Source organism: Breoghania sp. (assembly GCF_030066895.1).
Lineage (GTDB): Bacteria > Pseudomonadota > Alphaproteobacteria > Rhizobiales > Stappiaceae > Breoghania.
This window is the reverse complement of the sequence record NZ_JASJAV010000001.1, coordinates 96,067-121,817: the sequence shown is the minus strand read 5'-3', so window position 1 is coordinate 121,817 and position 25,751 is coordinate 96,067. Positions and strand designations below refer to the sequence as shown.

Genomic DNA, 25,751 nt, shown 5'->3' with positions numbered 1-25,751 from the left:
CCGGGTGAGGAGAGTGCGGAAGCCCATCCTTCGAGACGGTCGCTGGCGCGATTTCCTCAGGATTATGAGGTGTTTGGGGATGAATTCTGTCGACCCATCAATACGATAACGTCATTCTGAGGAGGCTCGAAGGACCGTCTCGAAGGATGGGCCTCAGTTTTCAATCCGCCCCCAGGCATCGCCGTCGGGTCATGGCAATCCGGTCGTCGTTCTCGGCAATCTCGGGGCCGTGACGGGCGGCTACGAAGAGCGGCAGGTCATCGACCCGGGCACCGTCGTGCCGGTCGAGCTCCTCGTTCTGGTGTTGGGCACGGTCGTATTCCTCTGCCGCGATCTCGGCGAGCCGAGTGTCAACCTTCGCGCAGGTTGGTTCCGAGACCTGTTTTGCCCGGGCTTCGTAGCGGTTGGCGTAGGCGAGAAAGTAGCGGCGGTGGGTCAGTTTGTGGTGTTTCACCTTGGCAACGAACAGTCTCCACAGCCGTCGCGTGTCGTGATCGAACCGGTTGCGGGAGCGCGCGTGGGGCAGGATGATGGTGAAGTCCATCCGGGTTTTCAGCGAGCCGACGCGGCAGCTTTGCGCGGTTTCTATCGGCTCATAGGAAAAGTCCTGCTCCATCTCCAGAAGGCCCATGACGACCTCGGACCCGGCGCGCGGAATGGAGCGGCGGTTCATGGAACTGATGAGCGCGGCCGGGGTCGTCCCGTAGACCTCATGCCGCTTGTAACTTGTCTTCGAGATGATCTCGGCCTTGGCTGCCGGCAAGGGTACGCACAGAGCGGCAAGTGTGGCCAGCATCATGAGACAAGTAGCGACATTCGGCATGGATCATCCTCTGGTTGTCTTTGCCTCCAGTGTTCGCGCCTGACCTATCCGGGTCAAGGGAAGTCCCCTCACATTATGCTAAAGCGCTAAAAATTCGTTCATTTGATTAATCTGTGCCCATTCCATCGGTCGTTGTTTCGGTGCAATCTCGGGCAAGCATGCCGATATGCCTGCTGGAGGAACCATGACCGATATCCGTCCCTATCCCACCGATGACACCGTTTTCGGGTCGAGCCTGACCGGAGGATCCATCGAGCCGGCCTATTCCGGCATGACCTCTTTCATGCGGCGCAGGCTGTCGCGCAATCTGGAAGGCGTCGATGCTGTCGTGTGGGGTATCCCCTTCGATGCGTCGATCTCCAACCGGCCGGGTGCGCGCTTCGGGCCGCAGGCGGTGCGCCGGGTTTCCGCCATCCTGTGCGGCGACCTGCAATATCTCTTTCACGCCGATTCCTTTGAAAATATGATGGTTGTTGATTACGGCGACTGTTCGCTCGATTACGGCCACAACGACCGCGCGCCTGCGCAGATCGAAGGGCAGGCGGCCGAAATCCTGAAATCGGGCGCCCATCTCTTTTCCATCGGCGGCGATCACTTCGTCACTTATCCCCTTCTGAAGGCGCATGCGGCGCTCTACGGGCCATTGGCGCTGGTGATGTTCGACGCGCATCAGGACACCTGGAACGACGACGGTTCGCGCATCGATCACGGCACATTCGTCGGCTGGACGGTGCGCGAGGGGCTGATCGATTCAGAGCGCTCCATCCAGATCGACGTTCGCACGCACGCTCCGGAAACCTTCGGTGTTTCAATCATCTACGCGGAGGATGCGCATCGGCTCGGGGTCGACGGGGTGGTCGGCAAGATCAAGGAGCGGGTGGGGCCTGCGCAGGCCTACATGACCTTCGATATCGATTGTCTCGATCCGGCCTTTGCGCCAGGAACGGGAACGCCGGTCTCCGGCGGACTGTCCTCGCACGAGGCGCTGATGATCCTGCGCGGGCTCTCCGACCTCGGTTTCGGCGGCGGCGATGTGGTGGAAGTGGCCGCCTGCCTATGACCATGCCGACATCACCGCAATCGCGGCTTCCAGCGTGGCGTAATACTATCTCGGTATGCTCGACGAGCGGAAACGGGCGCGGGGTTGAGGCGTTTCAAGCGCCTGTTTTGAATCGTGTGACTCGTTTTCTCGAATTCGTTTCAAATTTCTCGATTTTCGGTGCAACCGACGAGAGACATTCGAAACGGTAAGCGGCGGGGATAACTAGGCCCCGTTTCGCTCCGCACGCTTCTGCGCGGCTGTCGTGACAATCCAGCGAAACAGGTTCATCTGTCCGCGCCGGAACGGCATCAGTTCCGGATGCCACTGAACGCCGATTAGATCGGTGCCGTCGGTCGCCTCGGTTGCCTGGATCATGCCGTGCCCGTCTTCTGCCGCGACCCGCAATCCGGTGCCGAACCGGTCGACGGACTGGTGGTGGAGCGCGTTCACCCGGCAGGTCTCGCAATCCAGGATCCGGCTGAGCCGGGTTCCGAAATGGACCGTTACGATTTTTCGCGGCAGCACGGTCTTCAGGCGCGGGGCCTCCGCATAGACCTCGTAGATGTCCTGGTGAAGCGTGCCGCACAGCACGATGTTGATGATCTGCGAGCCGCGACAGATCCCCAGAACCGGCAGGCCGCGTTCGATCGCCTGCGGTACGATGATGGTCTCCAGCCGGTCGCGGTCGGGATCGGTGCGCACGTCGGGTACCAGATCGGGCAGCAGGTCGTCGCCGTAGAATTCGGCCGTGATGTCGCCACCGCCTGCGATCAGGCCGTCGAGCGCTTCGATATTCACGCTCTGGACGGGCGAGATGCGCACGGCCTTGCCCCCGGCGCGCCACAGGGCGAAGCGGATCGCCAGAAACGAGCGCTAACCGCCACGATCCGAGGTCGAGACGTCGATCAGAGGTTTCATCCGGTCAACTCTGCCGCCATCAAGCTGATCCATCGCTCCTTGAAGGTGCCGTCCGCTCGCATTTGGTTCCATGCCTCCTTCGCCTTGTCCAGCCGGGAGGCGTCGAGCGCCAGCTTCTCGATCGTCACCCAGCGGTTCCATTCCTCGGCAATCGACCAGTTCGGATTGCCGGCGCGCGCGTTGGGCAGGCGATAGTGGAATGTCGGGCGGTCGGTCGGGTAGGCAAAGCCGAGCGCCCGCTCTACCGCGTCCGGGGCAATGCGGGTCAGGAGCGGCAGGAGATTGAGCTCGCGGTTCTTGCTCGGATTGTGCAGACAGTATTCGTCGATGAACTCTTCCAGAGAGGGCGTGTAGTCGGGCGCCAGCACGATTTTCTGGTAAAGCTCGGAGAACGGCTCGATGAAAGGCAGGACGGTCCGCATCCGATCGGGCTGGATGACCGCGCGCAGCCACGGCGAGGCCATCAGATAGGCCTGGAAGATCGCCAGGATCGGCCCGATCCGGGGCGATGGCGCCTCCACGTTGATGTTGCAGGCCGAAAGCATAGGCCCAGCCCTCGGTGCCGCTCGCTCCCGCTTTCGCCAGTCGGTCGACCAGATCCTCGATCTCCCCGATCTGGACGGGCGGGGCGATTATCTCGCTCGGCACGACGGTGCGCACCACATTGCCGAAAACCTCGGCCGCCGCCTTTTCCAGATCGCTTACCGTCTTTTCCGCGTGGGCGTAGCGGCTGTCGAGTTCGAAGACGAAGTCGCCATAGGCGGTGTCGTGCAGGATCGCCTTGTGCAGATCGTCCGCCTCTATCCGGCCACCGAGCGTGCGGCGCAGCACTTCTGCTGCGTCGAAGACTGCGAGGTCGCCGAATTCCAGTTCGATGCCGACCAGCCGCTCGTCGGCGTCGGGCCAGATCGGCAAGGGGTCGGGCTGGGTGGAACGGGCGTCGGTCGGCATGGCATCACTGTCTGCGTTGGCCCGTGCGCTTGCGCGACGATTGCTTCATAGGACTGGGGTTCCGGGGCCCGGCTGCAGGACCATTTCGGATAGATCGGATCCGGAGGGACGATCTCCAGCGTGGCGGACCGCCAGGGGGCGATCTCGCAATCGGTGTGATGTTGCCGGACAACCTTGGCGAAATTCCGCATCAAGGTCTCCATCGCGCCCTTGTAGCGATCTGGGAAATCGCGCCTGAACACGAACGTGCCGGTCTTCATGGGAATAGCCAACGGCAGAAAATCCGTTGTCGTAGAGCCCGCCGGGAAGGTGTCCACGTGATACTCGACGATCATCGCCTTCTCGATCCTTGCGCTGTAGGGGGCTTCGCAATGTTGGAAGAGGCGGACGCGGCAGACATCTTTGTCTACGGAGTGAAGCGGAGCGTTTCCTGATCGCGCGACTTTCTTCACATCTGTGGGCTTCCTGGCTTTCAGGCTCCTTTGCCGGTTCCCTTTGCTCTGGCTCCCCGTCGCTGAAGCGTGCGGCCCGGCCTTCTTCGCGCATGGCGCGTGGGTTGATCTGATCGCTGTCAAAATCGGGAGCGCGGTCGCGCGCCGCAATCATGATGCGGGTGGCTTGTCTTTTGGCAACGTCGAAGGGCGCGTGATCGTTCCCGATCCGGAAGCGGTCGGGAAGCTCTATCAGCTTGGCGTAGCGCTGCTTGTAGGCCTCGACGAACTCCAGCTTGTCGCGGACCGACCGGATGTAGACGGACTCCAGTGCCTTCGATGTCGTCTCGTTGTATCCGTAGCTGACGCGCAGACCGTCTTCCAACTGCCGGATCGCCGTGCCGTAGGCCTTAAGATAGTAGTCCGGGTTCTCCCGCTCGTACCATCGGTGCAGCTCAAAGAGGGTGAGGTGAGCCGATACGAGGTAGCCGCGCGCTAGCGTCAGGCCGCGGCTGACTTCCTGTTTCGCGCACTTTGCGCTCAGATATCGGGGTACGACGTAGGTCGATGCGGGGCTGCGGAACAGCGTGTCCCAGTCCGGGCTTCCCCGGCACGTTGAACGACCACTCGCCCGTGGGGCCGGGAAGGCCGATATCGGTGATGAGGTGGAAGTCGCCTTGCGCGTCGCGAAAGTCGAGGCGCAGCTTCACGTCGTAAAGCTCGACATGTTTACCGCGCTCAGCGGCAGTACGGCCAGGCGGTGGGTCCCGTAATCCGTTCCGGTCAGTGTCGTTGAAGAGGGCAGTGTGACCGTGCCGCCCTGAAGATCGAAGCGGAACTGGGAGGAGACGACGGGCTCGCCCAGAAGATGCCCGATCTTCACCTTGGCCTGCCAGTCGATGACGATTTCGGCTCCATCGCCCGTAGCACCTTCGCCCGAGATCTTTTCTCACTTGGCCGCGAAGGTCAGGATCTGTTGCGCATGGGCGGGAAGGGCGAGGCAGGCAAGGGCAGTCAGGATCAGGAAAACTCGTCATTCAGCCAGCTCGCGAAGTTCTGGGCTTGCCGTGCGGTCGGTTTCGTCGGGTTGCCGTTTGAGTAGTTTTCAAGATCTTCCAGCACGACGCCGTAGGCATTCTGCTTGAAAAGGAGGTCGGGGGAGAGGTCGACATGGATCCCTGAGTCCTCCAGCGTTTCGGAGACGAGGTTCGCGGGCATCATCATCGCCACGGCGAGAAGGCCGCAGGTGACGGTGGCACCAGTTGAGAAGGGATTGCGGCCCGGATGGATCCGGTGTTCCAGGCCTCCGGCGACCCAGATGGTGACGAGAAAGGTCGCGAGGATCAGGCCCCAGCGGGCAAGGATGTGGTCCTCGAAGAAGTCGGCAAAGAGGGTCTCGCAAATGAGGAATGCCGCCAGAAGCGTGATCAGGATCTCGCCGAACGAGAGCGCGGCGGCCGCCAGTTTGCGCGAAATCGCGGAGGGAGGTGTGGTCTCTGTCGCCTCGGGCGGGATCGCTTGCGGCTCGACCGTCGGGGCCGGATCGGCTTCCGATTCCGGGGCCAGTGGGATGCTCTCGGCGATCGGGGCCAACGTGATGAACGGCGTCGGCTTGTCGACGGTGAGGCCAACGGGAAACAGGGGCTCGCAGACCCGTCCCGGCCTCGGCGCGCGGATGAGGATGTCGCGGCCGTCGGCCATGCTGAAGACGTAAAAGCCCGTCACCCTCCGCCACGTCCTGTCCGGGGGCGACCCGTGCCTCCTTGGCGGTCAACGGGTAGACCGCGCTTTTCGGGGTCTATACGTGGATGACACTCATTTCGCACAATATCTGTCGGTCCGTTTGCACCAGAAAGGCGAATAGTTCACGCGGCGTTCCCCGATTTCGGCAATAGGTTCCGTCACGCAAGACTATAACGGAGAATCGTTTGAGTGCCAGACGGCTTCGTTCTTCTTGGCGTAAAAGTGATTATTCAAACCATGAGTAGAGATCATGTTCCTACGACACGGGAAGATGAGGCGGGAATTCTCGGTATTTTCCCTTAGCCCTGCATCTTCACGTAGGCGCCCGGAGCCTCCTCGATGATTTTTACCCGCCGCGCGCCGGGTTTTCTTGCCTTGACGAGCGTGTTGTCGTGGCTGCGGATCCAGTGGTTCCTCCAGGAGCCGGGTGCCTCCTTGGCATTGGCGAGCCAGTCCTGGAACTGGCCCTTGACCGCGCCGCCTGTCCAGTGCTGGTACTTCTTCTTGGAGGGCGGGTTGACCACGCCTGCGATGTGGCCGGAGCCGGTCAGCACGTAATGGACGTCGCCGCCGAAATATTTCGAGCCTTCGAAGACGGAAAGCGCCGGGGCGATGTGGTCCTCGCGGGTGGCGAGGTTGAAGACCGAGATCTCGACCTTGGCGAGATCCAGCGTTTACCCGTCGATTTCCATCTTGCCCTGGGTGAGCCGGTTCTCCGGGTAGCAGTTGTGTACATAGAAGGAGTGGTTGGCCGCGGGCATGCGGATGGAATTGGAGTTCCAGTACAGGAGATCGAAGGGGAAGAGCTCCTTGCCGCGCAGGTAGTTGTTGACCACGTAGGGCCAGATCAGGTCGTTGGAGCGCAGCATGTTGAAGGCCGTGGCCATCTTGCGCCCTTCCAGATAGCTTTTCTGCTGCACCCGCTTCTCGAGATTGGCGATCTGCTCCTCGTCCACGAAGACCTTGAGATCGCCAGCATACTTGAAATCGACCTGGGCGGTGGAGAAGGTCGCGGACTTGATGCCCTCGTCGCCGTGCGCGGCCATGTAGGCGAGGGGGACGGCAAGCAGCGTGCCGTCGACGCAATAGCCGATGGCGTTGACCTCCTCGACCTGCGTCGCCCGCTTGATCTTGTCCAGGCTCTCGAAGATACCCTCGTGCATGTAATGCGCAAAGCTCTTCTGCGCCTGGCAGGCATCGGGATTGACCCAGGAGATGACGAAGACCGTGTGGCCCTGCTCGACCGCCCAGCGGATGAACGACTTTTCCGGGTTGAGATCGAGAATGTAGTACTTGTTGATCCACGGCGGCACGATGAGGAGCGGCCGCTTCAGGACCTTCTCCGTGGTCGGCTCGTACTGGATTAGCTGGCAGACGTCGTTCTGCATGAACACCTTGCCGGGCGTCATGGCAAGGTTCTTGCCCACATGGAACTTGCTGCCGTCGGACTGGCGGATGCGCAGGTCGCCGTGTTCGACCTCGATGTCTTCGGCCAGCATCTGCATGCCGCGCACCAGGTTCTCCGCGTTGGAGTCCAGCGTTTCGCGCAGCAGTTCCGGATTGGTCAGCAGGAAATTCGACGGCGACAGCGCGTTGGTGATCTGCCTGACGTAGAAATCGGCCTTGTGGCGGGTGTGCTCGTCGACCTCGGCGGCGTCCACCACCAGGGTTTTCGCCCAGCGCGCGGTGATCAGGTAGAATTGCTTGAGGAAATCGAAGAACTGGTTCGTGGTCCAGTCCTCGTCCTTGAAGCGCTTGTCGCGCGGATCCGGCTCGGCGGTCGGCTGGACCTCTTCGCCCGCCATGCGCTTCAGCGTGTCGTTCCACAGGTCGACATATCCCGACATTAGTCGGGACTGCGCCTCGATGGTGCGTTGGGGATCCTTCATCCAGTATTCGCCGACGCGCGACAGCGTCTTGACCACCTCGGTGATCTCGTCGGCTATCGCGTCCTGCGCCTCGCCGGTCTCGCGCGGGCGAGGCTTTGGGCGAAAGATTCCGGATTTTCCACGATGTAGCGCAGCACGGGGCTGTTATCGTGGGCTTCGGACATGAACGCGCCTCCCTCAGTGTTGCTCCGTCTCCATGCAGGCTTTGTGCCTTTGTGCGGACGTTATTCGCCCGGCGGAACGTGTCGTCGCGAAGCGATGGGCCCCCTTCAACCATTCGCGGTTCTCATCGGCCGTTTCTCTCAGTAATAGGCTTGTACGATCGTATTCTGACAAGGGTCGCGGCCCGCTTTTCGCCGCTGCGCTGCAGTAAAAATACATGACGAACCAACGGGCTACCCAATTGTTGGGCGTAGACGTAGGCAATACGACTAACCTAGCGGCATTTCTCGATTTCGCAACCGGGACGATGGTGGGAGCGGAGGAATGTATTTGCGCTCAAGGGACATGCCGAACTTGCATGGGGCGTCGAAAAACATATTTCTGTCCGACAATGGCGCGAATCGAAGCCCTCTTGCGTGATTTCATCGCCTGGCGCGCTTGTGCAGTGCGAGGTATTCGCCGATCATATCGGCTGGGGTGGGAGCTTTGTCGCCCGGCAGGGGGCGGAATGAAAGGAATGCTGGTGCGAGGCTCGAATGCGAAGGGCTCGACGATTGTCGTGCGGGCCCGGTCGGGGAGGCGTGACCGGAATGTGAAGCGCGGGACGCGGGGGCTGATGGCTGCCGCGGCGCTGGCGTTTTCGGGATGCGCCGGCGAGCCTGATGCAACCCTTCTCGGTGTCGTGACCGTGCCGCCCAAGGGCGTGCCCGGCGGCGTGCAGCCCGGTATTTCGCAGGCAAAGCCCGCCGTGGTGCTGGCCGCAACGGCCAGCGAACCGGCCGATGGCAATTCCAATAAGCCCGACTATGTCTACGATCCCGACAGCCCGAACAAGGTCGTCATGCGTGAGAGCAGCGTGACCGCCTATGCCCCGGAAGGCCAGGGCACGGGGCAGGGCGCCCGGCTGAAGACCAATGACGCGGTCAATCGCACGGAAGAGGAGCTGCGGCAGTTGGCTCAGCGCAATTCGTCCGATTCCGGGCGCGGCCTGTGGAATGCCAAGATCCGCGATCTTCTCGCCAAGCGCGACCATCACATCGATGACGCGATCAAGAAGATCGAAGAGGACGACGCCGAGTAGGCCGGAGAGGCGCCCTTCACCCGTTCTCCGCGTCCGTGTTCTCTGCCTCTCGATGCTTTCGCAACGACTCCTTTGAAGTCTTTCCTTGCTGACCGAGATCGTTCAGGACCCGCGCTCGCACCGGTATTCCGCGTCCAAGGGCATCAAGGGCCTGCGCAAGGCGCAAGGCGGATATTACGGCCGCCGGTTCGGCGTGAAGCTTGACCCGGATACCCAGGTCGTCGCGACGCTGGGCTCCAAGGAAGGCTTCGCCAACATGGCGCAGGCGATCACCGCGCCGGGCGACGTGGTGCTGGTGCCGAACCCGAGCTACCCGATCCACGACTTCGGTTTCCTGATGGCGGGCGCCGCGTTGCGCTACGTTTCGGTCGAGCCGAATGCGGAGTTCTTTCATGCGCTTGAGTGCGCCGTCAAACACTCGGTGCCCAAGCCCACGGCCGTGATCCTGTGCTACCCGTCGAACCCGACGGCCTATGTCGCGGATCTGGATTTCTACAAGGACGTGGTGGCGTTTGCGAAAAAGAATGACGTGTTCCTGCTGTCCGATCTCGCCTATTCGGAGATCTATTTCGACAACACCCCGCCGCCGTCGGTTCTTCAGGTTCCCGGTGCGATGGATATCGCGGTGGAGTTCACCTCGATGTCGAAGACCTTCTCGGTGCCCGGTTGGCGCATGGGATTCGCGGTCGGTAACGAACGACTGATCGGCGCACTCGATTACGGCGCCTTCACGCTGATCCAGGTTGCAGCCACCGCCGCGCTGAACGGGCTGGACGAGTGCATCGCGGAGACGCGCGAGATCTACAAGAAGCGTCGCGACGTGTTGGTGGAATACTTCGACAATGCCGGTTTTCCGGTGACTTCGCCGCGCGCCTCGGTGTTCGCCTGGTCGCCGATTCCGGAGAAATTCCGGCACCTGGGATCGGTGGAATTTTCTAAACTACTGATTGAAAAGGCGGATGTGGCGGTGTCTCCGGGCATCGGATTCGGCGAATATGTCCGCATCGCACTTGTGGAGAATGAGCAACGGATCCGCCAGGCTGCGCGAAACATCCGGCGTTTTCTTGAAACTGCGGACGAAACATTGCACAGCGTGATCCCGATAGGCGCCCGGCGCTGAAACTCAGATACTGGATCACGGATATATGCAAGATGCCTTGAGACTCGGCGTCGCCGGCCTTGGAACGGTCGGCGCGTCCGTTCTCCGTCTCGTCGAAGAGCACGGCAAGCATCTGGCCGCACGTTGCCGTCGGCCGATCGAAGTCGTCGCCGTCGCTGCTCGCGACAGGAGCCGCGACCGCGGCGTCGATCTTTCCGGGTATGCCTGGTACGACGACGCCCTGACGCTCTCCCATTCCAACAGCATCGACGTTCTCGTCGAATTGATCGGCGGGGAAAATGGGCCCGCTCTGGCGGTGGTGCGCGCCGCGCTGTCATCCGGCAAGCACGTGGTGACGGCCAACAAGGCACTTCTTGCAAAACGCGGAATGGACCTGGCGAAGCTCGCCGAGGACAACGGCGTCAGCCTCAATTTCGAGGCTGCCATCGCCGGCGGCATTCCGATCGTCAAGACGCTGCGTGAGTCGCTGTCGGGGAATGCGGTTACCCGCGTTTCCGGCATTCTCAACGGCACCTGCAATTACATCCTGACCTGGATGGAACGCGAGGGCCTGTCTTTCGAGGAGTGCCTCAAGGAAGCGCAGCGGCTTGGCTATGCGGAGGCCGATCCGACCTTAGATATCGAGGGCAACGACACCGCGCACAAGCTGGCGCTGCTGACCAGCCTGGCTTTCGGGTGCCAGACGGATGTCGAGTCCATCTATCTCGAAGGTATCACCGAGATCACCACGGCCGATATCGAGGCGGCCGACGAACTCGGCTACCGCATCAAGCTCCTCGGGATCGCCCAGCGCACCGATACCGGTATCGAACAGCGCGTGCATCCCACAATGGTGCCTAAATCATCCGCTATCGCGCGCATCGACGGTGTTTTGAACGCCGTTGCCGTGGAAGCGGATTACCTCGGCGAGGTGGTGCTGGTCGGGCCGGGTGCCGGCGGCAACGCCACCGCTTCCTCGGTTATTGCAGACATTGCCGACATTGCCCGCGGCGACATCATGCCGACCATGGGCCGTCCCGTGGAGGATCTGGAGCCCTATACCCGCGCACGCATGCGTCGGCATGAGGGCGGCTACTTCATCCGTTTGTCGATCTATGATCGGCCGGGCGCCTTCGCCACCATCGCCAGATGCATGGCGGAAAAGAACATCTCTCTTGAATCGATCGTGCAGCGCCGGCGTGCGCCCAAGAGTGAGGCTCCGGAGCTTTCCCTCGACGCCCTGCACGTGACGTCTCCGCAACCGGTCATCATGATCACCTATGAAACAACCGAAGCGGATATCAAGGCAGCACTAGAAGCGATCCGGTGCGAGAACGTTCTCGTCGGCCAGCCGCGCATGATCCGCATCGAACGCAAACCCGACGCTGGCACAGCGCAAGGATGACATGAATGTCCACCGAGGATGAAAATTCGAAGTACAAGCTCGACCGCCTCCTGACCCTGGAGGTGGCGCGTGTGACGGAACGAGCGGCGGTTTCGGCTGCACGCATGCGCGGGCGCGGGGACGAGAAGGCCACCGATCAGGCAGCCGTCGACGCCATGCGGCGCGAACTCAACCGCCTTCCCATCGACGGCACCGTCGTGATCGGCGAGGGCGAGCGCGACGAGGCGCCGATGCTTTATATCGGCGAGAAGGTTGGCACCACCAAGGGCCCCAAGGTCGACATTGCGCTCGATCCTCTGGAGTGCACCACCGTCTGCGCCAAGAACCTGCCGAACTCGCTGGCCGTTCTAGCGCTTGCCGAGCATGGCGGCCTTTTGAATGCGCCGGACTGCTACATGAACAAGATCGCCATCGGCCCGGGCTATCCGGATGGTCTGGTTGATCTGGATACGCCGGCGGCGGAGAACATCAACGCGCTGGCCAAGGCCAAGGGCGTCGACCTGCATGAGATCAACGTCTGCGTGCTCGACCGTCCGCGCCACGACAAGCTGATCGCGGAGATCCGTGAAGTCGGATGCGCGCTGCGGCTCATCGGCGACGGCGACATTGCCGGCGTGATCCACACCACGACGCCGAAAGAGACCGGCATCGATATCTACATGGGTATTGGCGGTGCGCCCGAGGGCGTTCTGGCAGCGGCAGCGCTTCGCTGCGTCGGCGGTCAGATGCAGGGCCGTCTGGTGATCGCGCGTGACGACCAGTACGAGCGCGCGGAACGGATGGGCATCTCCGATCTCAACCGCAAGTACAAGATGGAAGAGCTGGCTTCGGGCGACGTCTACTTCGCCGCGACCGGCGTGACCGACGGCAACTTCCTGCGCGGCGTGCATTTCGGCAAGGATCGCATCACGACGCACACCTGCGTTATGCGTTCCACCACTGGCACCGTGCGCTGGATCGAAGGCGAGCACACGCAGTTCAAGAAGTTCTATCTGGACTGAGGACAGTCCGGTCTTGAATGTGGAAACGGCGTCGCCCCGGCGGCGGCGTTTTGCGTTTCGGGGGAGGAAGAAGGAAAGGGTCCGGAGGCGCGAAAGCGCCTCCATTTCCCCTTCGCCCATAAGGGGCCCGCATGAAAAACCGTGCCCTGATCTACCGCCCTTCGGCGACCCGCTGGACGCCCTGCATCTTGAAGACGCGGATCTCGCTCCTCTCAAGCCGGGACTGATCCGGGTCGAAATGGAGCTCGCTCCGGTCAACCCCTCCGATCTGATCCCCGTCACCGGCGTCTATTCGCATCTCATCACGCTGCCGATGGTGGCGGGTTACGAGGGCGTGGGCCGGGTGGTAGAGGCACACGGAGCGCATGCCGCTCTCATCGGCTCCCGTGTTCTGCCCCTGCGTGGGCCGGGAACGTGGCAGCGCTATGTCGATTGCGATCCGGCTCTCGCGGTGCCGGTTCCCGATGATATCGAGGATCTGCGCGCCGCGCGCGGTTACATCAATCCGCTGGCGGCGCTGCGCATGCTCACCCGCTATCCGGTGGCGGGAAAGCGTGTGCTGTTGACGGTATCGGGCTCCAGTTGCGCCACGCTCTTGGGACATTGGGCGTTGTTGCAAGGAGCGGTCGAGGTCGTCGGCGTCTACCGCTCGAGCGAGCGGGTCGCCCGCATGCGCACACTCGGCATCGTACCGGTTTCGGGAGAGGACGCGGGCGCGATCGAGGCGGCGGCGCGGGCCGCGGATGTGACGTTCGATGCCGTCGGCGGAGATCTGGGATCGAAGGTGCTCGCCGCCATGCGGATGGGGTCGGTTTTCGTCGGCTACGATCTGTTGAGCGGGCAACCTGTGGTGCCGCCTGCGATCCTTCGGGCCGGGTTCGAGCGGTTTCACCTTCGCGACGATCTGGCGGAAATGACGCCCGCCGTCTGGCAGGTGCAGTTCGATCGATTGTGGCCGTTGCTGCGGCAGGTGGAGTTCCCTGAGGTGCAGGTGTTTGTGCTGGAAGACTGGAAAGCGGCCATCCGCGCGTTCCGGGAGGCGGGCGGGGCGAAGCCGTTGATTGATTTTCGGTCTTGAGGGGGCGCGCAAGCGCCTCCATTTCCTTCTCTCGGCCCCCAATCTCACCGCACCCTCTTGCCCGCGTCCGACTCGTGGTTATAGTCCGGCCCATCATCCGCGAACCCGAAGAGACCGTTTTGCTGCCAAAGCTCGCCACACTCTCCCATGACGGTTTTCGCGAGGATCCGGAGACCCGCGCCTTTCTGGGGGTGAAGAATTCGGCTACGGGCAGGGCATGGCGCGAGCGGCTCGACAATGTCAGCGCCATGCAGGCCCAGGCCATTGCACAGCGCAACGGCATTCCCGATATCGTGTCCCGCGTTCTGGCCGGGCGCGGCGTGGTGGCGGAAGAGGCGGCCGAATTCCTCGAACCCTCCATCCGTTCGCTGATGCCCGATCCCTCCAGCCTCGTCGATATGGATGCGGCCGCCGCATGCATTGCCGATGCGGTCGAGCGCGGGGAGGGCGTTGCCGTCTTCGGTGACTATGACGTGGACGGGGCAACCTCCTCGGCCCTGATGACGCGAGGCCTGCGATCTCTCGGGCTCGATCCGCGTATCTATATTCCCGACCGGATCATCGAGGGCTACGGCCCGAACCCAGCCGCCATGCACGATCTCAAGGCGGGCGGGGCGAGCCTCATCATCACGCTCGATTGCGGCTCCGTTTCCTTCGAGGCGCTGGAAGAGGCGCGCAAGATCGGGCTCGACGTCGTGGTTGCCGATCACCATCAGGTCGGTGTGGAGCTGCCGCTGTGCACCGCGCTCGTCAATCCCAACCGGCAGGACAACCTGTCCGGACAAGGACATCTGGCGGCGGTCGGGGTGACGTTCCTGGTGCTGGTCGCGCTCATGCGCGAGTTGAAGAAACGTCGCTACTTTAACGGGAATGCTCCAGATTTGCTCTCATGGCTTGATCTGGTGGCGCTGGGAACGGTGTGCGACGTGGTTCCGCTCAAGCAGCTCAACCGGGCCTATGTGACGAAAGGGCTTGTCGCAATGCATCGGCGGCAGAATGCGGGACTGGCCGCCCTTGCCGACGTGGCGCGGATCAATGGTCCGCTGGCGCCTTATCATCTGGGATTTCTGCTCGGGCCGCGCATCAATGCGGGCGGACGTATCGGCGACGCTGCGCTGGGCGCTCGGCTGCTGTCGACCGACGATGCGAGTGCGGCGGGCGAAATCGCGGCTCATCTCGACCGGCTGAACGCGGAGCGGCAGGCCATGGAAGCGGCCATGCTGGAAGAGGGAGAGGCGCAGGCGACCGCCGTCATGCTCGACGGTGAAGGGCCGTCGGTGCTGGTGACGGGGGCCGACAACTGGCATCCGGGCGTCGTCGGGCTGATCGCCTCGCGGTTGAAGGCACGCCATCGCCGCCCGACCTTCGCCATCTCGTTCGATGCCGACGGCAAGGGCACGTCGTCGGGCCGGTCTGTTCCGGGCGTCGATCTCGGTGGGGCGGTGCGTGCGGCGCTCGACGCGGGCATCATCCTCAAGGGCGGCGGGCACGCCATGGCGGCCGGGCTGACCGTGATGCGCGACAGGGTCGACGATCTCAAGGTGTTCATGGAAGAGCGGCTTGCCGCCGATGTTACCGCCTCGCGCGAGGACCACGTCCTCAAGATCGACGGTGCGGTGACGGCATCGGGCGCGACGCTGGATCTGATGGCGCTTCTGGAAAAGGCCGGGCCTTACGGGACAGGGCACTCCGAACCGGTCTTTGCGCTGCCGAGTCACCGGGTGACCTTTGCCGATACGGTCGGCAACGGCCATGTGCGGCTGTCGTTGGAGGGATCCGACCGCTCCTCGATCAAGGCGATCGCGTTCCGCTGCGCCGATCAGCCGCTTGGCCAGGCGCTTCTGGGGGCGCGCGGGCACATGCTGCATGTGGCGGGCTGCCTGTCGCTCGACCATTGGCAGGGCGCGCCCAAAGTGCAGATGCGGGTGCTGGATGCGGCCGAGCCGAAACTGGGCCAGCGCTAGGGCCACGCCACCGATTCCCGACGTCAATTAACTGGTGCGCCATTAACCATAGAGAAACCGGCTGGCGTCTATCGCGCGACCTCCCATGAACAGTAGGTCCAGGATGGGCACCTACGGCGAACTTCATGCGGTTCTGGCGGAACTCCGGTCAAGCGCAGAACGCGCAGAGATGGCTCTCTCCAAGGTTCAGCTTACCCGTACCCCGCCCATCATGCCGCCCCCCGGCATGCTGGCGGCTCTTTCGCTCGCCGCATTGCCGGCGGAAATGGCGGCGCGCTTCGTCGTTCGTCCTAAAATCAACTGAAGGAACCTCCTTGCCCTTACGTTGCGGAGATTTGTCTTTCGCGCGGGTGTTGAGCGCTTCCGATCCGGAGACGCACACGCTTGAGCGCGGAGTGCAGAACGAGGCAGGAAACGGGCGACACTTCGGCGCGAATCCGACTGCCGCAAGGCTGTTTTTCGGCCTATGTGCCCAGCGCGCAACACACCTTCGTGAATGTTTCGGCTAACAGTCTGTGCGAGGGCTGACGCCCCCTTTCGGCCATGTTTCTGCGGGCATGTATCGTGTCGAATGAAGTGCGGCGGCAACCCGTTAGAAAAGCGCAAGCGGATTACTCGGGTTTGCTCGCGCCGCGATCGATACGTGATGCGACCCCTTTCGGGAAGCGTCGCAGGTGTGGCGGAAGGGACCGCTGTGTGAGGTTGGACACGCCGGAAACCGGCGCCGGACGAGCGATATCGCCATATGGGCGGGAGGTCGATGTCGTCAGGCGTTTTGAACGGGCGGCCGTGTCAGCCGTCGCCGCGGGCTTTCGCAGAGTAACGAACAGAAAATGATCATGCGGAATACCAACGCGATCCTTTGTCTGGCCGGCATTCTGGCGCTTCTCCCCTTCGGTGCGAGTTACGCATTCGATCCGGGAGCCGCGTCGGAAAAGGCGCAAACGACGCCGACCGAGGCTTTCCGCCTCGGCGCTCGCGCCTATTTCGCCGGCAACAAGCAGAAGGCAGTCGACGCGCTTTCCTTTGCCGCGGAAAACGGAGTTCCGGCCGCGCAGTGGAAGCTTGGGCGCATGTATGCCGATGGCGACGGCGTGGCCGAGGATGATCTCAAGGCCTTCAAGTATTTTTCGCGCATCGCCTCTCAGCACGCCGACGACGCGCCCAGTTCCTCCCAGGCGCCGTATGTGGCCAGCGCATTCGTGGCCATCGGCTCCTACTACCTGACCGGCATCCAGGATACGGCGGTGAAGCCGAATATCCGCCGGGCGCGGGAGATCTTCACCTACGCGGCCTCCTATTTCGGCAATGCGGACGCGCAGTACAATCTCGGGCGGATCTATCTCGAAGGATCCCCCGACGATCCGCCGGACCTGCGCATGGCCGCGCGCTGGCTGAAGCTGGCCGCGCTCAAGGGGCACTATCAGGCCCAGGCGACGCTCGGCAAGCTGCTGTTCTTCGACGAGACGTTTCCGTCCAACCGGATCCGCGGCCTGATGTGGCTGACCATCGCCCTGCCGCATGCCCATGGCGACAAGGATGCCTGGATTGTCGATACCCAGGAACGCGCCTTCTCGCTTGCCGGCGAGGCGGAGCGCCGCCGTGCCATGACGCTGGCCCAGCGGTGGCAGGAAAAGGCCGTCGCGTCCCGCTGAGCGCGGTTTCGCGTCGGGCTTCGAATTACTCATCGAGCACGCTTGTCATTCCCACCGAGGTGGGGATCCGGTGACAACTGGATCAGCTATTTGCGCGAGAGCCGCACATGTCTCTGGAATGCCGGGGCCTCGCTATCGCGGGTATGACAGTCCGGCGCAAAAGGAGCTCATTTCCATCGAAATTGAGGGAAGCCCATCCTTCGAGCGCTCCTCAGGATGACGTTGTCGTGAGGTGGGCGGGAAGCGGCATTCACCGTGAAATCCGGGGCTGTCCCGGCAGGATCAACACGCACGATTGTTATCCCCGCGCAGGCGGGGAACCAGTAACCACTGGATCCGTTTACGCAAGAGCCGCGCACGTCTCTGGAATGCTGGATCCCCGCCTGCGCGGGGATGACATATCAGGGATATGAGATGCTTATTTTGCCGTTTCGAAGGATGGGCCTTCTGAAGACATCTCCTCCAGCCACAATCACTCTGCCGTCAGAGGATCCCGGCGAGCTTCTCTCCGGCGTTCAGGAAGGTCTGCGGGTCGACGGGATCTGAGGAAATGCGGGTCTCGTAGTGCAGGTGCGTGTCGGTGCTGCGGTCGGTATTGCCGACCTTGCCGATTACCTCGTCGGCGGAAACCGTGTCGCCTTCGGACACCAGAATGTGGCTCAAGTGCCCATAGCGGGTGACGACACCGTTGCCGTGATCAATCTCCACCATCAGCCCGTATCCGCACTTGTGACCGGTGGAGACGACCGTGCCGGCCGCGGTCGCTTGAACCGGGGTGCCGTAGGGCGCGCGCAGGTTCAGACCGGTATGCATGGCGGGGGTGTTGAGGAACGGATCAAGCCGGGGCCCGTAGGGGCTGGTGACGGAGAGCGACCCTCTCAGCGGCTGCTCGAAGGGCAGGGACTTTGCATCCGCGCAACTCCGACAGGCGCCGGACAGCCCTGTCGGCGCGCGCCAGGCGATCGTCGAAGGTGGTACTGACGATCGGCTCGTAAGGTTCGCCGACGCCTTCATGCGGGCCGTCGAGATAGAAGCTCAGCGAATGGGTCACGCGCTCGATCCGCGCAATGCGGCGCTCGGCCGTGAGCGCAATAAGATCAAGCGCGGTTTCCGATTGCCGATCTATCACTTCCAGCCCGTTCTTAATCCGGCTCATGATCAGTTTGTCCGAGCGCACGGCGTCCGGCGTCGCTGTGATCGTCGGCGTTGCAGGAGCGGCTGGGGAGGGCGTCGATAGCAATGCTTCTTGCGCGGGAAGGTCGCCGGGCTTGGCGAGCGGCAGCGGCTTGGCGGCGGTGATGGAGAGCCCGGATTGGGCCGCGCGGGTCAGCACGTCGGCAACGCGGGCATGGCGTGCATCGATCTCGCCCTGGCGCTTCTTCAAACCCGCGATCTGCGTCTCGTAGTTCTGCCGGGCGACGAGGCTCTGGCTGGTGACGTGGTCGACGCGGGCGCGAAGCTCGGCGATACGGTCTTCGTAGTAGCGGGCCTGGTGGATTTGTGCAGCAACGGTGGTGCTGGGATTGTCGTCGTGCAGCATCAGATAGGCGGCCGCGCCGAGATAGGCGGTGACGAGCAGCAGGCAGACGCCGAAAACGCTTCCGGCGACAACGGGGCGGACGGTGAAGCTGGTGGTGCTGTCTCCGCGCGCAATGACGACGCGCAGCCGAGCCTTGTCTGAGGACCTGTCGTCGGCGGTGGATTGCTGCATGGCGCGAACCGGCTAAAAACTGATCGGCACGGGCAGGGGGTGCGTCTTTGGGCCTCGGCACAAATCGCGACGGGTGTCGCAGCGTGTCGCTCAATGTCCGGCCCCCCGAACTCAACGGAATTAAAACACCGGTAAGGTTAACAAAGGTTTTGAGAACGCCGTCAGCCGACGAGCGAGGCGAGTGGTTTGTAGAAGCCCGGGGTCAGCCCCGCCTCGGAGCGGGCGCGATAGTTGAAGGGCGGCTTCAGCGCACCGCGGAAATTCTTGCGCACCATGGCTCGGGGCGCAGGTTGTGCCGGTCTCACAGGAACCGGAACCATTTCGCGCCGAAGGCGACGTGGCGCTTCTCGTCGCGATAGATCGTTTCGAGGATGTGTGCGGTGGCATCATCGCCGCCGGTTTTCGCCTTTTCGATCATCGGCGGGGTGGTGTCGAGGCCGTACGCCTCCGGAACGAGCGGGATGATGGCAAGCCGCGCGATCAGGGAGGAGCGGGTTTCCTCCGCCGCCTGCCAGAGCTCGTCGTGGGCGGGGAGATCGCCGTAGGCAGCGCCCACTTCGATCAGCCGCTTGTCGAGCATGGAAAAGTGCTTGGCCTCTTCAAGGTCGACCTGAACCCAGTCATCGAAGAACGAGCGCAGCATCGGCTGGGAAGCAAAGCGGGCGATCAGATCCTAGGTCAGATCGACGGCGTTCAGTTCGATATGGGCGAGCAAATGAAGCAGCGCGACCTTGGCCCGCGTCCCGCCCATGGCGCAGCGCGGCAGGCATGTCGCGCGGGGGCAGAAGGATAGGCCGCTTGGGACGGTTTGGGCGTTTCGGCAGGGCGAGGCGGCCCGCGGTCTTGAGCGAAACGGAACGTGCGAACCAGGCGCGTGCCAGCTCATAGGAGGCGCACCTTCTCGCCGGTGTCCGGGCAGGCAACGATCTGCGCCGCGCCGGCTTCGAGCGAACCGGCGCGGGGGGATCGGCGGGGCTCTTCGGTGAAGGGCTCGCTCATGCGGCCTGCTGAACAGCTTCCAGAACGGCGGCGGCATGCCCCTTGACGCGGACCTTGCGCCAGATCTTCGAAATCCGGCCTTCGGCGTCGATCAGGAAGGTGGAGCGTTCGATGCCCATATAGGTGCGGCCGTAGTTCTTCTTTTCCTTCTACACGCCGTAGCTCTCAGCGATCGAATGGTCTTCGTCGGAGGCGAGAACGACGTCCAGGTTGTGCTTGGCGCGGAACTTCGCGCGCTTGTCGCAAGCATCCGGGGAAATCGCGATCACGGTGGTGCCTGCGGCTTCGAATTGGGATTTGAGCGCGGTAAAGTCTAGTGCTTCGGTCGTGCAGCCGGGGGTGTCCGCCTTGGGGTAGAAATAGACCACCACCTTGCAGCTCTTCAGGTCGCTCAGCCAGACGACGGACTCACCATCCGTCGGTAAGGTGAAATCGGGAGCCATCGCTCCTTCCTGCAAATCGCTCATGATGCCTTCCTTTCGTCGGCTTTCGACGCATAAAGATCAGGTCGACAACCGCTGGCGCAAGGGGGGAGGGTACATGGTTTTCTCCATGTACCCTGCGTAAAGTCGTATAAGAAAACCGGATTCTGCAGGAATGCGATGCAGACCGGTTCATATGGATCGGTTCTTGGGGGGACCGGTGAAGCGCGCCGAGCGTACAGGCGCCAAAAACCGGATCAAGGGGAATCAGCGCCAGTGAGATGGCCCGGACGACGTCGGCAGCAGAAATCCGCAGGGGAGACCAAGGTCCGTCGTCGGTTTCTGCGAATCCGCGTGCTGCTCGGGCTCGTGGTTCTGGCCTTTTTGATCGTTGTCGGTGCGCGACTTGCCTTCACGCCCTATGACAGCGTCTGGCTCGGCCGACTCGCATCCGACTATCTGGCCCAGCGTGCGCGCGGTGCCGATCTCGATATTGAGGCGGTGCGGATCGATTTTTCCGGCACCGCAGCGGCCCCTCTCTCTCTTCTCGACGTATCTGTTCAGACCCCGGGCGGCGCGGTCAGCGCCGAAATCCCGGAAGTGCGGATGAACACCTCGTTCCTTCGCTTGCTGATCGGCGATGTCAATCTCGGACGGATCCGGCTTGAGCGGCCGGAGATTTCGGTGGAGCGCGCCGAGGGCGCGGTTTCGGTCATTCCGTCTGCCGCTGATCTGGCCAAGGAGGTCGATGCCGCGGTCGGGGCTGCGGTTGCGGATTTCGCGACCTTCGGGATCGAGAGCGTTGTGGTCGACGACGCGGAAGTGGCGCTGAACGGTCAATTGAAGCGCACCTTCCATACGATCGACATGTGGATCTCGCGTGACGAGACCGGCAAGCTCATGCAGATCGATGCATCGGTTGCGGGCCGGGCGGGGCGCTGGAACATGCGTTTTCGAAACGGCGTGGATGAAAAGACGGGCGGGCGCTGGTTCTCGCTGTCGGCGGCCGACGTGACGGTGGCCGACCTGCTGCCCGCCGACTATCCGGTGCGTCCGGGGCGTGGCCTCGATCTGCCGCTGTTTCCCCAGACGATGTTCCATCTCGACGATGACGACAATCTGGTTCGCGGCGAGGTGCGACTCGGCGTCGGGGCGGGCTATATCAGCCTGCATGACGATGACGCCATCCTGATCGACGAGATGATTCTGGCACTGTCATGGACGCCGGATCATCCGCAGGTGGTTCTGGAGCCGTCTTTTGCTGCCTTCGGCAATACGCGCGTGATCTTCCACGGCGAGATCCGTCCGCCCGATGCGACCCGGCACACATGGCAGTTCGCGCTTGAATCGCCGCAGGCCCGGCTGAAGCCGCGCGACGTTTCCGGACCTCCGCTGCGCCTTGATCGCGGTCTCCTTTTCGGCAGCTTCGACCCTGCGCAGATGCTGCTCGACATCGATACGTTCAGCCTTCGCGCCGGGCCGATTTCGGTGACGGCGGCGGGCAATGTGGAGTTCGGCCCCGACGGGCCACTTGCCGCGGTCGCGGTGTCGTCGCAGGAACTGACCGTTGCCAGCCTCAAGCGGCTTTGGCCGGCGATGATGGTGCCGGAAGCGCGGAGCTGGTTCATCAAGCACGCGGTTTCGGGAAAGCTGGAAGATGCGCGCTTCATCGTTGCGCTCGATCCGCTCGGCTTCGACGGTGATCAGGCAACGGTGGGCTGGACGCCGGACGGGCTCCGGCTTGATTTCAAGCTCAAGGACGGCAAGCTGAAGACGATCGGCGATCTGCCCGATCTCACCGGCATGTCAGCGACCGCGACGATCTGCGACGGCGCCTTCAAGATGGCGGTCGACAAGGCGCAGACGGTGGCGCCGGGCGGCGGACAGGTCGGTGTCGATGACGGCAGTTTCACGATCCCCGATCTGCGGCCTGAAGAGAAGGAGGGGCAGCTCAAGCTGACCCTGCACGGCGCTGCGGAAGATATTGCGCGGATCGCGGAACAGCATCCGGTCGACGGGCGCAGCCGGCTCGATATCAGTCCCGACAGCCTTTCGGGCAAGGCGGATGTGACGGTCACCGCCGGGTTCCCGGTGAGGCGCAATGAAGAGCCTGTCACGCCGCAGGACGTGGCCTGGACGGTGGCGGCGAAGCTGAAGGATTTCTCCAGCACCGAGGCGATTGGCGGGCAGGTGATCCGCAACGCCGATCTGCAGGTTTCAGCCGATCCTGCGGCGGCGGTCGTGCGTGGTCGCGGGCTGTTGAACGGCCTGCCGGTTGAAATCGATCTCGATCAGCCGCTGAAGGGCGGAAGTCCGCGCGATCAGGGCGTCGTTCTCGACTTCGATGCGGGCGATCTGGCCGATCGCGGGATCGATCTCGGCGGGCTGATCGACGGCAAGCTGCGGCTCAACGTCCAGACGGCGAAAAATGGTGTGCGCTGGATGGTCGCCGATCTGACCCAGAGCGAATTGCGACTGCCCGAACTCGGCTGGACCAAGGGCGCAGGTGTGCCCGCGCGGGCCAGTGTCACCGTTCGCGAGAAGGGCAAGACCCAGGAGATCGACGATTTCCGACTGACATCGGACGGTGTCGATATCCAGGGCAATCTGCGCATCGGCGCGAACGGGGAACTGCTGGAAGCCGATTTCGACAAGTTCGCCCTGCGCAAGTCTGATTCCGGACGGCTGTCGATCACGCGGAAGGGCTCGGGCTATTCGGTGCAACTCCATGCCGACAGTTTCGATGCGCGCGGGTTCATTGCCAAGCTCAAGCGCGGCGACAAGGACGCCGCCGGCGAGAGCAAGAGCGCCGGCAACAACCCGATGAAGAATGTCGACGTGGAGGTCCGCGCCAACCGTTTGACGGGCTTCAACAGCGCCACGATTACGAGCTTTGCGCTCGATCTGAGGCAAGTGAAGGGGGAGGTTGCCGCGTTCTCCGCGAAGGGGTTGGTCGACGGGCACAGCGAAATGACGGCATCGCTGACCAGCGATGGCGATGTTGTGCCGACGGTCGAGATCGATGCGGGGGGTGCCGGGGGACTGTTCCGGTTCTTCAATTTCTACGATCGGCTGCGGGGCGGCAAGGCGCGGATGACGGTCAATCTGCCGGGCGAAGGACATGCGACGGGCAGGTTGTTGGTGACCGACCTGACGATCACTGACGACCCGGCGCTGAAGAAGATTGTCAACGCCGATCCGGACCTGATCGGCGGAGATTCGCACCCGATCAGCCGTCGTCGGCGGCTGGCGCGCGGTGAGATGTCGTTCCAGAAGCTCGACGTGCTGTTCCACAAGGTGGGGCGGGTGCTGACGATCGATTCCGGCGCCCTGCGAGGGCCCATTCTGGGCGGCGCGGTGGACGGTAACGTTCATCTGGATACGCAGCAGGTCAATCTGAAGGGCACGTTCGTTCCGGCTTATGCGGTCAACAACCTGTTCGGTCAGATCCCGGTTCTGGGCCAGCTTCTGGGCGGGCGGAACGGCGGATTGCTGGGCGTGACTTTCCGCGTGACGGGCGATCTGCAGACGCCGACGATCTCGGTCAATCCGATGTCGGCGATCGCACCGGGGATTTTCCGCAAGATTTTCGAGTAGGTGATTAGGGGCTGGGGCTTTCGTGCGGCCGATCCTTCGAGACGGCGCTGACGCGCCTCCTCAGGGTGACGTTATCGGGTTAGTGTACCGCGGAAAATATAGACCCGATGTTGCCGTGACTGAGTGATCTGCAATGAGCGCGTTTTGCCCCTGACTGTCATCCCCGCGCAGGCGGGGATCCAGCACCCCGAGAGTGCTGCTTTTCGATCCGTGAGCGAAGTCCTGTGGTTACTGGATCCCCGCCTGCGCGGGGATGACAATCGCGTTTGTCTTGGTTTGCCGGGCACTCGGGGACATCGCAACGAATAGCGCGCGCAACCCCACACTGCGTCATCCTGAGGAGGCGCATCAGCGCCGTCTCGAAAGATGGGCCGCCCACTAAAGCCAACCCCCAAAACGAAAATGGGCCCCTGCCAGGGAGCCCATTCGATCATTCCTCACTCGGTGCGAGTGGGATCCGCTCACATCGGGCGCAGCAGGATGTGCTTCTTCTTGCCGAGCGATAGCTTGATCACGCCGTCATCAGTCAGATCGTCCGCGGTCAGGACGCGGCGCTCGTCGGAAACTGCCTGGTCGTTGACGCGGACCGCGCCGCCCTTGACGTTGCGCCGGGCATCGCCGTTCGATCCGCAAAGGCCCGCCTGCACGTAGGCCGCCAGAAGGCCGATGCCTGCCTCCAGATCCGCGCGCGGGATCTCGATGGAGGGGAGCGAGTGCGCCAGCGCGCCTTCCTCGAAGGTCTTGCGCGCCGTTTCCGCCGCTTCTTCGGCCGCCTTGGCGCCGTGCATCTGCTTCGTTGCTTCGTTTGCCAGGATCTTCTTGGCCTCATTGAGCTCCGCGCCTTCCAGCTTTTCAAGACGGGCGATCTCGTCGAGCGGCAGCTTGGTGAAGAGCTTCAGGAAGCGGCCGACATCGGCGTTCTCAGTGTTGCGCCAGAACTGCCAGTAATCGTAGGGCGCCAGCATCTCCGCATTGAGCCAGACGGCACCGGCGGCGGTCTTGCCCATCTTGGCGCCCGAAGCGGTGGTTATAAGTGGGGTGGTGAGCGCGAAAAGCTCGGTATCCGTCAGACGGCGACCGAGATCGACACCGGAGAGGATGTTGCCCCACTGATCGGAGCCGCCCATCTGCAGCTTGCAGCCGTAGCGGCGCGTTAGTTCCACGAAGTCGTAGGCCTGAAGCAGCATGTAGTTGAATTCGAGGAAGGAGAGGTGCTGCTCGCGCTCAAGCCGCAGCTTGACGCTCTCGCGCTGTAGCATCTGGTTGACCGAGACATGGCGGCCGATTTCGCGCAGGAAGTCGACGTATTGCAGGCCGAGCAGCCAGTCGGCATTGTCGGCCATCACGACGTCCTTCGGGCCCTCGCCGAAATTGAGGAAGCCTTCGAAGACCTTGCGAATCCCCGCCTTGTTGGCCTCGATCTCCTCGCCTGTGAGGAGCTTGCGCGCTTCGTCCTTGCCGCTGGGATCACCCACCCGCGTCGTTCCGCCGCCCATAAGCGCGATGGGGCGGTGACCGGTTTCCTGCATCCAGTGCAGCATCATGATCTGGACGAGCGAGCCGACATGCAGGCTTTTGGCCGTGCAGTCGAAGCCGATATAGGCCGTGACCGTCTCGGACAGGAAGAGCCTGTCCAGCGCTTCCGGGTCGGAGCACTGGTAGATGAAGCCCCGCTCGGATAGGGTCTTCATGAAATCCGATTTGTAGACGGTCATAGCGTTGATCCTTGATTGCACATGGGCGCCCTCCGGCGGGCGGGCGCTGGGTCATAGCGGATATC

Annotated in this window: 20 protein-coding genes and 3 pseudogenes; 11 read left to right on the top strand and 12 right to left on the bottom strand. The window is 62.8% G+C overall.

Annotated elements, in window-relative coordinates:
* Nucleotides 1–160: 160 nt before the first annotated feature.
* Entirely contained in the window at nt 161–823 is a 663-nt protein-coding gene (locus QNJ43_RS00690) for a DUF922 domain-containing protein (RefSeq protein WP_300466554.1), read from the bottom strand.
* A 184-nt stretch (nt 824–1,007) separates the two neighbouring features.
* On the opposite strand from QNJ43_RS00690, the pseudogene speB reads away from it, so the two are divergent.
* A pseudogene (gene speB / locus QNJ43_RS00685) lies at nt 1,008–1,926 on the top strand (agmatinase).
* Nucleotides 1,927–2,087: 161 nt separating this feature from the next.
* Here the strand turns inward: speB and QNJ43_RS00680 are convergent.
* The gene (locus QNJ43_RS00680; RefSeq protein WP_300466552.1) at nt 2,088–2,687 is read right to left on the bottom strand and encodes a gamma-glutamyl-gamma-aminobutyrate hydrolase family protein; all 600 of its coding nucleotides are present in this window, start codon (nt 2,685–2,687) and stop codon (nt 2,088–2,090) included.
* Nucleotides 2,688–2,779: 92 nt separating this feature from the next.
* Nucleotides 2,780–3,328, bottom strand: a complete 549-nt coding sequence (locus QNJ43_RS00675) for an amidoligase family protein (protein ID WP_300466550.1) — start codon at nt 3,326–3,328, stop codon at nt 2,780–2,782.
* Here QNJ43_RS00675 and QNJ43_RS00670 point away from each other — a divergent pair.
* Nucleotides 3,309–3,785: a hypothetical protein gene (locus QNJ43_RS00670; RefSeq protein ID WP_300466548.1), complete on the top strand. Its 477-nt coding sequence runs from the start codon at nt 3,309–3,311 to the stop codon at nt 3,783–3,785. The two genes, QNJ43_RS00675 and QNJ43_RS00670, sit on opposite strands and share 20 nt — an antisense overlap.
* Here QNJ43_RS00670 and QNJ43_RS00665 read toward each other — a convergent pair.
* From QNJ43_RS00665 to phaC, 4 genes and pseudogenes are all read right to left on the bottom strand, one after another.
* Nucleotides 3,780–4,550 (bottom strand): hypothetical protein, encoded by a 771-nt coding sequence (locus QNJ43_RS00665; RefSeq protein WP_300466546.1) that lies wholly within the window; start codon nt 4,548–4,550, stop codon nt 3,780–3,782. The genes QNJ43_RS00670 and QNJ43_RS00665 overlap by 6 nt on opposite strands.
* A gap of 321 nt (nt 4,551–4,871) precedes the next feature.
* Nucleotides 4,872–5,048, bottom strand: a complete 177-nt coding sequence (locus QNJ43_RS00660; protein ID WP_300466544.1) for a hypothetical protein — start codon at nt 5,046–5,048, stop codon at nt 4,872–4,874.
* 137 nt (nt 5,049–5,185) lie between these two features.
* Nucleotides 5,186–5,866, bottom strand: a complete 681-nt coding sequence (locus QNJ43_RS00655; protein ID WP_300466542.1) for a hypothetical protein — start codon at nt 5,864–5,866, stop codon at nt 5,186–5,188.
* A gap of 341 nt (nt 5,867–6,207) precedes the next feature.
* Nucleotides 6,208–7,961, bottom strand: a pseudogene (gene phaC, locus QNJ43_RS00650) (class I poly(R)-hydroxyalkanoic acid synthase).
* 614 nt (nt 7,962–8,575) lie between these two features.
* On the opposite strand from phaC, the gene QNJ43_RS00645 reads away from it, so the two are divergent.
* From QNJ43_RS00645 to QNJ43_RS00610, 8 genes are all read left to right on the top strand, one after another.
* Complete coding sequence (locus tag QNJ43_RS00645) at nt 8,576–9,040, top strand: hypothetical protein (protein ID WP_300466540.1); 465 nt, start codon at nt 8,576–8,578, stop codon at nt 9,038–9,040.
* Between the two features lie 85 nt (nt 9,041–9,125).
* Nucleotides 9,126–10,160 carry an aminotransferase class I/II-fold pyridoxal phosphate-dependent enzyme gene (locus QNJ43_RS00640; RefSeq protein WP_300466538.1) on the top strand — a complete coding sequence of 345 codons (1,035 nt, stop codon included), beginning with the start codon at nt 9,126–9,128 and terminating at the stop codon, nt 10,158–10,160.
* 25 nt (nt 10,161–10,185) lie between these two features.
* Complete coding sequence (locus tag QNJ43_RS00635; RefSeq protein ID WP_300466536.1) at nt 10,186–11,544, top strand: homoserine dehydrogenase; 1,359 nt, start codon at nt 10,186–10,188, stop codon at nt 11,542–11,544.
* Nucleotides 11,545–11,549: 5 nt separating this feature from the next.
* Complete coding sequence (gene glpX, locus QNJ43_RS00630) at nt 11,550–12,545, top strand: class II fructose-bisphosphatase (RefSeq protein WP_300466534.1); 996 nt, start codon at nt 11,550–11,552, stop codon at nt 12,543–12,545.
* A 238-nt stretch (nt 12,546–12,783) separates the two neighbouring features.
* Nucleotides 12,784–13,623 (top strand): hypothetical protein, encoded by an 840-nt coding sequence (locus QNJ43_RS00625; protein WP_300466532.1) that lies wholly within the window; start codon nt 12,784–12,786, stop codon nt 13,621–13,623.
* A 119-nt stretch (nt 13,624–13,742) separates the two neighbouring features.
* Nucleotides 13,743–15,587 carry a single-stranded-DNA-specific exonuclease RecJ gene (gene recJ, locus QNJ43_RS00620; protein ID WP_300466530.1) on the top strand — a complete coding sequence of 615 codons (1,845 nt, stop codon included), beginning with the start codon at nt 13,743–13,745 and terminating at the stop codon, nt 15,585–15,587.
* Nucleotides 15,588–15,690: 103 nt separating this feature from the next.
* Complete coding sequence (locus QNJ43_RS00615) at nt 15,691–15,891, top strand: hypothetical protein (protein ID WP_300466528.1); 201 nt, start codon at nt 15,691–15,693, stop codon at nt 15,889–15,891.
* A gap of 535 nt (nt 15,892–16,426) precedes the next feature.
* Complete coding sequence (locus QNJ43_RS00610; protein WP_300466526.1) at nt 16,427–17,242, top strand: tetratricopeptide repeat protein; 816 nt, start codon at nt 16,427–16,429, stop codon at nt 17,240–17,242.
* 483 nt (nt 17,243–17,725) lie between these two features.
* On the opposite strand, the gene QNJ43_RS00605 is transcribed toward QNJ43_RS00610, so the two are convergent.
* The 4 genes and pseudogenes from QNJ43_RS00605 to bcp form a co-directional block, all read right to left on the bottom strand.
* A complete protein-coding gene (locus QNJ43_RS00605) occupies nt 17,726–18,055 on the bottom strand; it encodes a M23 family metallopeptidase (RefSeq protein WP_300466524.1) in 330 nt (109 codons plus the stop codon).
* A gap of 22 nt (nt 18,056–18,077) precedes the next feature.
* The gene (locus QNJ43_RS00600) at nt 18,078–18,953 is read right to left on the bottom strand and encodes a hypothetical protein (protein WP_300466522.1); all 876 of its coding nucleotides are present in this window, start codon (nt 18,951–18,953) and stop codon (nt 18,078–18,080) included.
* Between the two features lie 301 nt (nt 18,954–19,254).
* Nucleotides 19,255–19,596 (bottom strand): DUF455 family protein, encoded by a 342-nt coding sequence (locus QNJ43_RS26530; protein WP_346432791.1) that lies wholly within the window; start codon nt 19,594–19,596, stop codon nt 19,255–19,257.
* Between the two features lie 352 nt (nt 19,597–19,948).
* Nucleotides 19,949–20,419: pseudogene (gene bcp, locus QNJ43_RS00590) on the bottom strand (thioredoxin-dependent thiol peroxidase).
* Between the two features lie 309 nt (nt 20,420–20,728).
* On the opposite strand from bcp, the gene QNJ43_RS00585 reads away from it, so the two are divergent.
* Nucleotides 20,729–23,971 (top strand): AsmA-like C-terminal domain-containing protein, encoded by a 3,243-nt coding sequence (locus QNJ43_RS00585; RefSeq protein WP_300466520.1) that lies wholly within the window; start codon nt 20,729–20,731, stop codon nt 23,969–23,971.
* A 461-nt stretch (nt 23,972–24,432) separates the two neighbouring features.
* Here QNJ43_RS00585 and tyrS read toward each other — a convergent pair whose 3' ends face one another.
* Nucleotides 24,433–25,686 carry a tyrosine--tRNA ligase gene (tyrS, locus tag QNJ43_RS00580; RefSeq protein ID WP_300466518.1) on the bottom strand — a complete coding sequence of 418 codons (1,254 nt, stop codon included), beginning with the start codon at nt 25,684–25,686 and terminating at the stop codon, nt 24,433–24,435.
* Nucleotides 25,687–25,751 lie beyond the last annotated feature (65 nt).

What these genes read in the sequence shown, in the direction of transcription:
- QNJ43_RS00670 (WP_300466548.1), top strand. Translation starts at nt 3,309, where the DNA reads ATGTTGCAGGCCGAAAGCATAGGCCCAGCCCTCGGTGCCGCTCGCTCC.
- QNJ43_RS00605 (WP_300466524.1), bottom strand. Translation starts at nt 18,055, where the DNA reads ATGCATACCGGTCTGAACCTGCGCGCGCCCTACGGCACCCCGGTTCAA.
- QNJ43_RS00675 (WP_300466550.1), bottom strand. Translation starts at nt 3,328, where the DNA reads ATGCTTTCGGCCTGCAACATCAACGTGGAGGCGCCATCGCCCCGGATC.
- QNJ43_RS00610 (WP_300466526.1), top strand. Translation starts at nt 16,427, where the DNA reads ATGCGGAATACCAACGCGATCCTTTGTCTGGCCGGCATTCTGGCGCTT.
- tyrS (WP_300466518.1), bottom strand. Translation starts at nt 25,686, where the DNA reads ATGACCGTCTACAAATCGGATTTCATGAAGACCCTATCCGAGCGGGGC.
- QNJ43_RS00600 (WP_300466522.1), bottom strand. Translation starts at nt 18,953, where the DNA reads ATGCAGCAATCCACCGCCGACGACAGGTCCTCAGACAAGGCTCGGCTG.
- QNJ43_RS00655 (WP_300466542.1), bottom strand. Translation starts at nt 5,866, where the DNA reads ATGGCCGACGGCCGCGACATCCTCATCCGCGCGCCGAGGCCGGGACGG.
- QNJ43_RS00645 (WP_300466540.1), top strand. Translation starts at nt 8,576, where the DNA reads ATGGCTGCCGCGGCGCTGGCGTTTTCGGGATGCGCCGGCGAGCCTGAT.
- QNJ43_RS00625 (WP_300466532.1), top strand. Translation starts at nt 12,784, where the DNA reads ATGGAGCTCGCTCCGGTCAACCCCTCCGATCTGATCCCCGTCACCGGC.
- QNJ43_RS26530 (WP_346432791.1), bottom strand. Translation starts at nt 19,596, where the DNA reads ATGCTGCGCTCGTTCTTCGATGACTGGGTTCAGGTCGACCTTGAAGAG.
- QNJ43_RS00615 (WP_300466528.1), top strand. Translation starts at nt 15,691, where the DNA reads ATGGGCACCTACGGCGAACTTCATGCGGTTCTGGCGGAACTCCGGTCA.
- glpX (WP_300466534.1), top strand. Translation starts at nt 11,550, where the DNA reads ATGTCCACCGAGGATGAAAATTCGAAGTACAAGCTCGACCGCCTCCTG.
- QNJ43_RS00690 (WP_300466554.1), bottom strand. Translation starts at nt 823, where the DNA reads ATGCCGAATGTCGCTACTTGTCTCATGATGCTGGCCACACTTGCCGCT.
- QNJ43_RS00635 (WP_300466536.1), top strand. Translation starts at nt 10,186, where the DNA reads ATGCAAGATGCCTTGAGACTCGGCGTCGCCGGCCTTGGAACGGTCGGC.